The sequence below is a fragment of the Comamonas sp. CAH-2 genome (genome assembly GCF_009668305.1).
In the GTDB taxonomy this organism is placed as follows: domain Bacteria; phylum Pseudomonadota; class Gammaproteobacteria; order Burkholderiales; family Burkholderiaceae_C; genus Comamonas; species Comamonas aquatica.
The window spans coordinates 67,987-79,592 of record NZ_VSWF01000001.1 but is presented as its reverse complement, the minus strand read 5'-3'; the positions used below and the strand labels follow the sequence as shown (position 1 = coordinate 79,592).

4 protein-coding genes are annotated in these 11,606 nt (G+C 62.2%); 1 reads left to right on the top strand and 3 read right to left on the bottom strand.

Annotated features, from left to right (window positions below; translation table 11 throughout):
• The first annotated feature begins 3 nt into the window (after positions 1 to 3).
• Positions 4 to 441: a hypothetical protein gene (locus FYM52_RS00375; RefSeq protein ID WP_154162638.1), complete on the top strand. Its 438-nt coding sequence runs from the start codon at positions 4 to 6 to the stop codon at positions 439 to 441.
• Between the two features lie 92 nt (positions 442 to 533).
• Here the strand turns inward: FYM52_RS00375 and FYM52_RS00370 are convergent, their stop codons facing one another.
• The 3 genes from FYM52_RS00370 to FYM52_RS00360 are packed head-to-tail and all read right to left on the bottom strand — an operon-like array spanning position 534 to position 11,582.
• Positions 534 to 8,846: a PLxRFG domain-containing protein gene (locus tag FYM52_RS00370; RefSeq protein WP_154162637.1), complete on the bottom strand. Its 8,313-nt coding sequence runs from the start codon at positions 8,844 to 8,846 to the stop codon at positions 534 to 536.
• Positions 8,846 to 10,945 (bottom strand): hypothetical protein, encoded by a 2,100-nt coding sequence (locus tag FYM52_RS00365; RefSeq protein WP_154162636.1) that lies wholly within the window; start codon positions 10,943 to 10,945, stop codon positions 8,846 to 8,848. Before FYM52_RS00365 ends, FYM52_RS00370 begins: the two co-directional genes overlap by 1 nt.
• Positions 10,926 to 11,582, bottom strand: coding sequence for a hypothetical protein (locus tag FYM52_RS00360; RefSeq protein ID WP_154162635.1), 657 nt, complete (start codon positions 11,580 to 11,582; stop codon positions 10,926 to 10,928). Before FYM52_RS00360 ends, FYM52_RS00365 begins: the two co-directional genes overlap by 20 nt.
• Between the last annotated feature and the right edge of the window lie 24 nt (positions 11,583 to 11,606).

Below are 11,606 nucleotides of genomic sequence, written 5' to 3'. Positions count from 1 at the left end.
GACATGAGCGACTTTCGAAGATACCGCCGTCACCGATCTGATGGCGATTGGCTGAAGTGGTCCCTGATCAGCCTGGCTGTTGGGGCCGTCTTGTTCATAGGCTGGCGTGCGTTTGTGATGTACCAGGTGAATCACATGCTCCAAGGCATCGTGACCAACTCCCAAGCTGCTTCGCAGCGCATCCTCCAGCAAGAGAAAGACCGCCAAGCAGCACTCGCACGACAACGCGAGGAAAAGGCTCAACGCGATGCCCAAGCTCTTGCCGCACAGCAGCTCGCTCAACGCGAAGCAAATGAGCGTGCTACCAGAAAAGAAGCTGCCTGGAACCAGTACTTCAAGCCATCTCAAAAATGCCGTGATGACCCGGTGACTGTCGAATGTGCAAACGCGCATATTCGGGCGAAGAACAAGTTCGAGGAAAGCTACCGGGATCCTCTGTAAGGGCGGCCAAGCCATCTGGGGGCTTTGCCTACTAAAAAGGCTCACACCTCCAACAGAGGGTGAGCCTTCAATTTTGATGGCGCTGCGTTGCTTCAGTCGTCTTCACCATCACCCGTTGCGGCAAACCTCCCTGCCTCCACCGCATCGCGTCGATTACGCGGCAAGTACACCCCCTCTTGGGCCTGGTTGATCCGGCGCTGGCGCATGCGCACACTCTGGGCCAGCTGCATCGGCTTGATCGCGCGTGACGGGTTCTTCTCGTTGAAGCGGCTGATGGCTTCGCGCGCTTCGACCTTGCCTTCCTCGTCTCCTGCCATAGCAGCCAGCGCGAACTGCTCCATGAGCGTGGATCGGCGTGCACCCAAGGCGCGGTCGTGCTTGTTGATGGCCGCCTTGCCCTCATAGGCCAGTCGCACTTCAGAGGGAGAAAACCCGGCGAACTGACCAATGAGGCCGGCATAGTCCACATCATCCTTGACCACAATCCCGCTACGGTCCACCACGCCATCTGCGCCATAGCGAATGGACTTGAGCGGACCACGCAAGAAGCTGGGCATCATGCCTTCCAGGCCGCGCAGGTAGTCGCCATCGGCCATATCCTGCAAACCGCGCAGCACGTTCACCCCGATACCAGCCACCGGACCCAGGGCAGATGCCATGGCGGACTCAGCCAGGCGCTGGCCCTCCAGACCTTCCTGCAGGTCGGGGAAGATCAGATTGTCCAAGCCGACACGGCCGGAAATATCCCAAGGCGTCAGGCGCGAGAGGCCATGCGACAGCACCTCTGCTGGCTTTTGCCCCAAGGTGTCGGCCAGCATGTTCTGCAGCGCAATCTGTGCGTCAAAGGGTTCGTCATCGTCGCCACCCAGCATGGACGCCACGGCCAGCAGGGTCGACACCATAGGCAGGCCCAGGGCACCAGCTGCCATGCCGTGCATCACCAGCAACCCACCCAGCATCTTGCGGGCTTCGGCGCGCTCCTTGGCCGTCTGCCCCTTCAGCGACTGCTGTGCAGAGCGGGCAAAGGCATAGACCATGTTCTGGCTGTACTGCTTGAACAGCAGTAGCACCCGGGCCACATTGCCTTGCATGAACCGTGGTCGGTTATTGCTGCTGTAGTCGAAGTGGCCGTCATAGGTTGCCTTCACCGCCTCCGCATAGGCACGGTAGTGGTCGCTGCCAGCATCACGCGCCAGACGGTAAGACGCCACAAAGGTCGCGCTGCGGTTGAACTTCTCAGCATGATGGAACAGGAAGCTGGCCCACTTCATCAGCGGCCGGATCCGCCACATCACGCCCGAGTCCTCACCCTGCGCAATGCCGGCCAGGTCATGTGCCATGGTCACATCGATGACGCCCGAGCGCACCGCCTCGTCAAACGCAGCCTTCTCCTCGCTGTTCAGGAAGTTGGTGATGTCGTTCTTGCCCAGCACCGTCTCCTTGCTGGCGCGCAGCAGCGCCTCGCTGGCCTTGGCATAGCCCCACTTGGCGCCCATCACTGGATAGGCCACCAGCGCGGTCTGGGTCAGGTTGACCATGGCAGAAGCTGGCGACAAACCCAAATGGAACATGAAGCCAAAGCTGGTCAAGGCGGTGGACAGCGGGTTACCGGTCGGATTCATGGCCGACTCATGGCGCTTGACCATCTCGTCCAGCACCTGGCGGGCGCGCACCGATGGGTACTTGGCATCGCTGTCGTGCATGGAAATGTACTTGTCCATGTCCGTCAGCTCGTCCTGCAGCAGATCCGAGTAACGCAGCTTGGCCAAGTAGCGGGCACCGTGGAAGGTGTTTTGCGCGAAGGCGCGGCGCGCGTCCTGGCTGAAGCCGGCCGTGCCCTTGCGGTGGATACCGTGCTTGGCCCAGCTCAGATCCGGCATCGATGCCAGGTACAACTGCCCAATCGAATCCTCCAGCTCGGCGCGCTGCTTGGCGTCCATGCCCTGCTTTTCGAGCAAGCCATACAGCTCCTGGATGAAGCCAGAGCCCACGGTGTCACGGTCAGCCACAAAGTCCTTGGACTTGAGCACCTTGCCCACGGTATAGCCCTGCTCCGCAGAGTAGGCACCGGCCAGCGTGCCGCGCAGGGTGTCCGCCTCGGCCATGGTCTCGGCACGGCTGACATTCACGGCCTTGCCCTCGGCGTTTTTGACCACCACCACATACTGGCCAAAACGGGCCAGAGGGAAGTAGACGCCCTTGATGTGCCCAAAGAAGTCGCCATCGAGTTGCTTGATCATGTCGGCCTTGCGTTGGCCGGTCATATCGCTGCGCTCGATGCGCTCCTTGATGGCCTGGCGCACCTGGCGCATGTGATCACGGTAGGAGTCACGGGCGCGCTGGTAGATGCCACGGGCCTCTGGGGTCAGGGCGCCATAGCGGGCCTTCAGGCGCTGCCATTCGGCCTTGTTGTCCCCTTCCACAAAGTCCTTGGCGGGGTCGATCTGGGCCAAAGTAGCGTCGTGCATCAGCTCTGCCAGGGCGGTCTCGTCCTTGAGCTTGCCCCATTCGGTGGCCAGCTCGTCCGCACCAGCACCGGCTTCGTTCTTGTCCGCATCCATGCGTGCCATCAGGTCGCTGTAGCGCTTGAGCTGGGGCAGGATCGGGCTGTAAACCTCTGTCAACTGGCGGCGGCCCAGGAACTGCAAGCCAATGCCCATGTAATCGGTCACCTTGAAGCCGGCCTGCTTGCGCAGGTTCTGCACGGTCATGCCCTTGAGGGTGTCCCCCACCACCTTCGCCACCTCTTGCGGTGCGGCCGTGCGCATCTTGTTCACATCCGCGGCTGGGTTGGTGGTGGTGTGGGCGGTGGCCACGGCCTTGCCAGATGCATCAATCGCAGACAGTACGAAGCGCTCAGCCTCGTTGTAGCTCATGCGGCGGATGGCGTTGGCCACACTGGTCAGACCCAGCTTGTCGGCAATACTGGCCAGCCACGTCGTCAGGGAACGCAAGCGCAGTGAGCGGGTGCCAGCTTGCTTCTCGGCTTTGAGTTCTTCGGCCACAACGGCCAGCCCTTCCTCAATGGCCAGGGCTTCAAAGCGGGCCTGCAGCTCACTGCCAGCAAATCCCATCTTGGCCAGCTCCGCACGTTGCTCGGCAGCCACTGGCAGGCCCTTCCAAGCATTCGCGTAGGATTGGACCCGATCATCACGCTTAGCCAGATCCAGCATAGTCTGCACATACTGATCAGCAGGCAGAACGTTTCGCAAGCCACGATGGAACAACTCATGAAAGACCGTCTTAAGCACATCGAGTTCAGACCCTACTCCGGACTGAAACACGTAAATGTCCCCACTGCGGAGGGTGACGCCCGAATGCACGTCCTCTCCCGCAACGACCAAACCGAGGTCAGCGGGGCCGTGCACGACGTGGACTGGTGGCGAACCGGGGATGCCCCGAAGGGCCGTTTGCACAATCTGCTGCACACGCTCCAGCGAAAGCTTGGACTCGGGCGGCGTGGTGCGGCTGCTAAAAAGCGCTAGGCCATGGTCCGTCTCACGGGTTTCCACAGTCTGGAAGAAGTGGTCAAAGCCGGCGCGAATGGCCTGGATCTCGTCAGCTGTCGGGTAAGGATAGGCATCATCCTGGCGTAAACCCACCGTCGCAGCTGCCTCCCATGCCTTGGGACTCACCACGTTGGCCAGATAGTCGTTGCTGGCATTCTGGTCCTGCAGCTTGCCGATCAGATAGCTCTCAAAGGCACGGGCACTCAGCTCGATGTCGGTGCTCCAATAGTCCTTGGTGCGGCGCTCATCCAGCTTGGCGGAGCGGGTGCGCAAGGCGGTGGCGTTGATGGCACGCATCACAGCGCCAAAGGCTTCGATCATGGCCGGGCGCACGCCCTCCCCGCGCGGAAAGTATTTGGCACCATTCGCAGCGGCCTTCACGTCGCTGCTGTCGGTCATGTAGCCATTCGCACTGCTGCGCATCCGCGAGAAGTAGTTGTCCACGGCATGCCACCACTCGTGGCCCAAACTCCCAGCACCCGTGCGCTTGGTCAGGTTGATCACCACCTTGCCAGGCTCATAGTGGGCCTTGAAGGCCCCCACACCACCCATGCCGCGGGCACCGAAGGCCATGCCCAGCTCACCATTGAGTGACATGGCTTTGGCCGGCAACTGCAACACTGCCGCCAGATCCATCAGCGCGTCATAGGCATCATTGAGCTCCTGCTGACGCTTGCCCTGCTCCACCCAGTTGCCAAACTCCACACCTCGGAAGCCGAAGGTTTCGCGGAACTGTGTGGGGTTTACGTCCTGGCCCTGGCGATAGTCCTGACCCACGCGGGGGCGGTTAGTGTCTCCACGCTCCTGCGGGATCTGCTTGAACACCTCCAGGGACTTCAGCAGCTCGGCCTCGTTGCCGTCACGGTAGGCGCGGGCCTCCCGGGTGGTTTTGAAGGGTCCAGCCAGCTTGGCATAGGTGCGGCCCATCTTCTTGCCCACGAAGTAATCGCTCGAGAACTGCTCGGTGATGATGTCGAAGGACGCGGCCTTCTTTTCCTTGGTGCTGTCCAGGTTGGCATACGCCTTCTTGAACGCCTCCAGGGCAGCCTCTTTGGTTTCCCCGGTGGCAATTTCGCGCGGCCAGTTGCCGAAAGTGCCGCCCTTGGCCCCCTGCTCCACGGCCCACAGGTGCACGTTCTCACGGCCACGGTACAGCGAATAGTGGTGCTCACCAAAGGTGATGCCCTCCAGGCTCTTGCCATGCCCCACCGCTTCATACAGTTCAGCGCGGCCCAGCACGTCCCGCAGGGAGCGGCTCGATAGCTTCCCAATATCGGCCTTCAAGGCAGCCACATTGACCTTGCCATCCAGCAAGTCGGTGGCGAAACTGCGCAGCACCTTCACCTGATCGGCCCAGCGGCTGACCTTGTAGCTTTGGCGCGGTTTGGTCTCCACAGCATCCCGCAGGGCGCGAACCATGGCCACGGTCTCAGCACTGGCGCCGCCGTCGATCAGCTTTTGGTAATCGGTGCTGGGCCAGACCTTGGACAGGGGCTGCGCCTTGATCTGGTCGTCAGCTACGGCGCGCAGATCCTCACGGAAGCCAGTCCACACGTCCTTACGGGCTCCACCAATCTTTTCGCCCACGTCCTCGATGCGCTGAACGGCACGTTGCGCTACTTTTTGAGTAGCTGCTTGCCGTTTGGCGTTGCTGCTTTTGCTTTCCTTTTGCGAATGCTTTATTGGCTGGCGTGCGCTACCAACTTCATTATTGATAGCGTTAGACGGGCTGAAGATGTCCCCTTGGTTGGGATTTGCGTCCGCGTTGCGGTCACTGCCGGTCAGGATGAACTCGGGACGCTCGCGGTCAGCCTGCTCGCGGCGCGCGGCTTGAAGGTCAGCACGGGCTTGCTCGGACTGTGCACGCTCTTGCTCGGACTGACGGGAAAGAACTTCTTCGCGGGTATAGGTGCTCAGCGCTGTGTCGGCTGCTCCAGCCCCCGGCGCTTCAGGTGCTCTGCCATCACTGCCTTGCGTTGCTTGGGTGGCAGACTCATCAGCGAGGCGACGGCCTTGGCCAACTTCTTGCGCTCGGCTGGGTTCTTGGGCAATGGCATCTTGAATTTCCTCTTCGGTAAAGCCCAAGGCGCGCATAGCAGCCTCGGTGGTTGTGTTGCTGGGCTCGGCATCCCAAGGAATGTCTGCGTCCAGTATCTCAAAAGTGGATGCGTCAGAAATGTCGGCCAGGTGCGCCAAAGCCACATCCTCGTCAAAGTCCAGCGATGCGGGGTCTGTCTGTGCGGTTTCCATTTCCGCCATGGCCATCTGCTCGGCAATGAGACTGTCCATCTCAGCTTGCACCGCATCTGCCGAATATTCCGCAATCACGCGCTCACCGCGCAGCACCCGGCTGATCAGGTCTTGCACCTGCACATCATCGGGTGTGGCAATAAAGCCTTCCTCGTAGGCGGCCTGTGCCAGCTCGTCCAGCTGCTTACCTGTACGGCGGAAGATCGGGCCATAGCCCGGCACCATGGCCTGGCGTTGCTCAGTTGCACCAGGAGCAAAGTCCGCACGATGGTCAACGGTCACTCCATGCTTGCCCAAGAAAGCCTTGAAAGGATTGGCGTCATACGCATTGGAGCGGGCGCGGTTGCCGGGAGCGCGGCGGCGCTTTTCAGCGTCACGCCATTCCTGGCGCTGTAGCTGGGCCTGTGGCGATGCGGAGGCGGTCGCAATCGGCGCTTGAACAGCGTTTTGGCCACCACCGTCAAACCCAGTCTCCATGCGGCTTTTCGGATCAATTTGGGCGATTTGGCCCCCGTCAGCCACCACGGTTTCCGCTGCCGCTGCTGCTTCTCCGTTTGCAACAGAAGAGCCCTCGAATGCAGGGTTTGCAGCCCCTGGTGCTGCAGCCACCTGCGTTTGAAACGCGTTTTGGTTTCTTACGGGATTTGCCCGCATCAAATTGGCGGGTGCTTGCGCACGTTGCTGCTTGGAGTGGCGTTCGGGAATCAGCGCTTCCATCGCGCTGTTGTCGGCCATAGCATCCGCTGGTACGACTTGCTGCACAAGGTCTTCAGGCAATGCCGCGGGCAAGTTCAGGCCCATGAAGGCCGTGCGCGCATCGGCAACCCGGCGAATACGGGCAATCTCGTCCTGTGTCAGCGACTGCTCACCAATGTTGCGCAGCGCCTGGTTCACGCTTTGGATCACGCGCAGGGTGTTGGGGGCACCGCCTTCAAAGGCGTTGCGCACCCCGCTGACCACACGGCCGGCGCGCACCCGAGCGTCAATCTCTGGGGTGATGTCGCCGCGATCGACAGGCGCGCTGAGGGTCTCCTGCTGCGAGACAGGCTCATTGCTCACATTCAGTGCCAGCCAAGCATCTTCCAGTTCGCCGCGCACGGCCTGCACGCGCTGGGGGTCCGTGTATTCGGTGCTCTGGCGCACCGCCTGCTGCGCATCGGCCAGCGGGTTGCCGGCGCTCTGATAGGGCACGCCCACGGGGTTGCGGCGGTAAACCTTGTGCCAATCGGCGGGATCGTCTTCGGTCAACGCGCTGGTGGCCAGTGCCGTGCTCGGACGGTGGGCCGACAGGTTGCGGGAGATGGGACCATCGGCTGCGGCCTGCTGTTCATGCTGCTGCAGCAAGCTGTCCAGCTCCGTACGGCGAAACTGGCGTACGCCCTCCGGGTTGTCCAGGTTGTTGATCTCGTCGGCCAGGATGATCGCCTGCGTGCGTTCCTGATCGGGAAGATCCTGGATGCGTTCATGGATGGGTCGCGGCGCAGGTGTGGCCCCACGCTCCATCTCCTTGGCCACATTGCGCGACAGCGGGCCGGCAGCAGGGTCGATGCCCGGTTGGGCCGCGGGCGACAGCTCGGGATCAATCCCTGTTTCTGGGTTGTCGTCAGGGTCAATGGTGGACGCTTGTGCGGCGACTGCAGGGGCGGCCTCCTGCACAGTCGGTTCGGCGGGGGCTCCTGCAGCGGTGGGTGCATCGCTCGGGGTCTGAGGTTCGCTCTGCCGGGGTTGTCCGTGGGCAAAGGCATTGGTGGCACCGCCCAGCATGGTGCCGGCCACACCTTCCGCCACGGCCTGCCCTGCTACGCCCTGCCATGTGGGGGTGTCAAACCCTTCGTTTTGTAGTGCCAGGTTGGCTGCCAGACGCTCCTGGCCACCTTGCACTAACTCGGGGGCACCCTCAGACACAGCGCCCACACCGATGCGGCCCAGCGCAGAAGCACCACCAGCGGCGGCGCGCCCAGCCATGCTGCGGGCCAACATGCCTTCCACGCCAAATCGGGCGGCCAAGCCACCCAACGCCCCACCCAGAGCGATCTGTCCCGTGTTGTCACCGCCATAGGCTTGCGCCTTTTCTGCGGCGGCACTGGCAGCTTCTTCGGTAGCTCCGGCCTGCAAGTGCTCATCTTTCACGGCCTCATGGATGCTGCCCTTGACGGCGCCGGCACCCTGGGCCACGCCCAACGTGGTGCCCACCAACGCTGCAGGGGCGCGCCCACGGGTGGCCAGCATGCTAGCCACCACTGGCACCACAGAGCCCGCAGCTTGCGCAAACGTGCTGACAGGGGCTTCTGCAATTCCTCGCAGCTGCGCGCCAATTTCGCGCAGACGGCTATCCCCTTTCTCGGCAGCCTGGATGGTCGCAGCACGGCGCTCCTGCTCAGCCTGGCGCTCAGGGCTGATCCAGCTTTGCGTGGCATCCTGCATGCGGCCCAGCCCGGCCGACACAGCATTGTCGGCACCCGCAGCATCTGAGATAGCCTTGGTTGCACCCACGGCACCACTGGCAAACGATGCCCCAATGTCCTTGAGGCGCTGCAGCCCGGTGGCCTTGGGGATAGGGGTGAACTGGCTCCAGTCGATTTCCTGCTCTTGGGAGGCCGGCTGTTGGCTGAAGCGGTTGCTGGATTGCGTTTGAGATTCGGCCATCACTTACCACCTTCCACCAATTCAGGCTTGCCATTGCGTACAACGTACTGGCGGCCATCAGGGCCGCGCACGTAAGAGCCCTCATTGGGCTTTGCTCGGGGTTGCGAAACACCTGGCGTGAGGGTTTCGGCCGTGGTCTCGTTGTAGAGGAAGGGGTTACCGTTTTGGTCGTTACCGCTACGCCAGCGGCCCTGCTCTTGAGCGGTACGGCCATGCAAGGCCAGCAAACGGGCGCGAGCGCTCGATACCTGCTCTGGGGTCTGCGCCTTCTCCAGCTCGGTCTGAACCCGATCCAGACGCTGCATGCCGCGCACGCGCAGGTTGTGCTCTTCGGTTTCGCGGTCGAACTTGGCCATTTCCGCCACGCTGCGCACACCCTCGCGGCGGTTCGCACCGGTTTCCTGAAGTTGCGCACGGCTGTTGGCCCCTTGCTGGCCCATGTTCTCGCGCTCAAGGCCAGCATTGGTCTTCATGGCATCCACATCCAGTGCGGCCTGCCCTGAAATTGCGGCCTGGTCAGCCAGCAAGCCTTTCATGTATGCTTCTTGCGCGACATTTTTCTCTGCCCTGGTCCGATAGATGCCATTGGCAGCCATCTTCAGGCGATCCAGCGCCTGGCGCGCGTTCCAGTCGTTGCCACTGTGCACGGCCGTGGGGCGGCGCATCTGGGGGGTGTTGCTGGGCTGAATGCCCTTTTCCATGGCAATCATGCGGTTGGCAAAATCCGTCCAGCTCTCGCGCGGCTTGCTGGCAACAGGGCTGCTGGCAGACGTATCCACCCCCTCTCCGACCACTGGGCCCATGCGCTCGGAGGGGGTCAGGCGCTGGTCATACGTGGGGCCATAGCCGACACGCTCACCGATCAAGCCGGCCGCCTGTGCTTCTTGCACCGTCATACCCACGGGGCTTCGTGCCTGCTGCGCACCTGCTGCTGGTGCCTGTTGCGTTTGTGCCCATGCAGCCACAGGGCTCTGGGTTTGAGCCACAGCGGCTGCGCGCTGCTGGTCGGCTGTGCTGGGCTGGCCGGTGAAGCCAGAGGCAAACCCCATATCACTGGGGCGGTCGCTGAACTGGCCACGGCCATGCTGGTAGACGCCGGGCGCGACTTGGGGCGCAAATGAGGCGGAGGCTTGGGACTCGGAGGGCGTACCCGGTGCCTGACTGCCGGGAGCTTGCTGCGATGGACCTGCGGCGGGCGCGTCTACCGCGGGGCCGGCTGCCTTGTCGCCGGCAGGCAGCGTGCCTGCCTGCGCTTCGCTCACCGGGAAATTGCGCGCATAGTCCGCCCCCATGGTCACTGCTTCACGTGCGGCGCCGTCACCTGCAGCCAGATTCCCGGTGGTATTGGCCATAGCTGCCAGACGGTTCACGCCCGTGCTGATGGCTCCGCCCGTCGCAGCTGCGCGGCCAATGCCCCCCACACCAGGCAAGGCCATGGCCGTGTTGTAGACCTGACGCCCCACTTCGGTTTGCTTGAGACTGTCCAGCATCCCCGTGGCTTGCCGTGGCGGCGCTTCGTACTCGGTATCGACGGGGATCTTGGCAATCAACTCGTCACGAGTGAAGGTTTTGGGCTGCTCGGCGGGAGGTGGTGCAGGTGTCGCGGCCGGTGCAGGTGCGGTGGCAGCAGGAGCGCTGGCCGTTTTTCGCAGTTTGTCATGTTCATCCTCAACCGGACCACCATCTGCATAGTGATGGGGCTTGCGCTTCTTGCCTGTGGGCTGGTGCGTAGCGGCCACCAGTTGCTTCAATCGGCGCACGCCCACCTTGCTGGTGGTGTCGGCCGGCAAGACAAACTCGCCCTTGGACAGCTTGGCGTCCACAGAGTCAGAGGTCGGGGTACCGGGCCCTTTGATCTTGCCGCCATGGGCGCGCAGGTCTTGAGCTGGCTTGCGGCTGTGGGGCACTTGCCCCGCTGCTAAAGCAAGCAAACGCTGTTTGCCTGTCATTTGTGGTGAGGGCATTGAAGGCTCCTTGAAGTTGCTGCATTTCAAGGGCCAAAAACACGTAAACCCCTGAAGATATTTGGAATTCTTCAGAGGTTTACAGGTGGAAACCAGCCTTAGCGGGGGGAAGCACTCACCATGCGCAACGAACAATCGGAGGCTGACGATCGCTGCGCTTTCGCGCCGTATTGGCATCCACTTTGATACCAAAGATACCGGAGAAAATCCCCTCATGCTCGGAGGCGCGCACAGCATTTTGGGTATCGGCGTCGTTCTTGAGCAAGGCACAGCGGTACACCCAATGCTTGAGACCATCGCGCAAAGACACTGGCACCTCTGGTTCGTCGCTCAAGCACTGCGCCTGCAGCAGCTTGAGAGCGCCGCGGTAGACCGTCAGGCTGACCTGGCCAGCTGCGGCTGGCGTGGGTACCAGACGGAGACGTGCCGCGCGGCCACCCACAGGGGCCTCCAAAATGAAGCGCGTGGGCTGCCCCGTGCGCACTTCCCAGTTGCCGGACTCGGCGTCCATCGCCTCGATGCTGGTTTCCGTCAGTAGGCGGCCTTCGTAGCTGGCGCGCTTGACCTTGAGCACGCTCGGGTGCAGGTTGTAGGTGTCCACTCCAGCTTGGACAGCCACATGACACGCCGCAGGGGTGCTGCGATCTTCAATCAAAAGTGCCCGCTCACACGCTTCTTGCACTGCCTGATTGAGGTAGTACACCAGCTCCGAGTCTTGCCAAAGGTAAGGCTCCTGGACATCGCCCAGCTCGGCGCGGAAGATTTCCAGCATTTGCTTCAATCGCATGGCTGCACT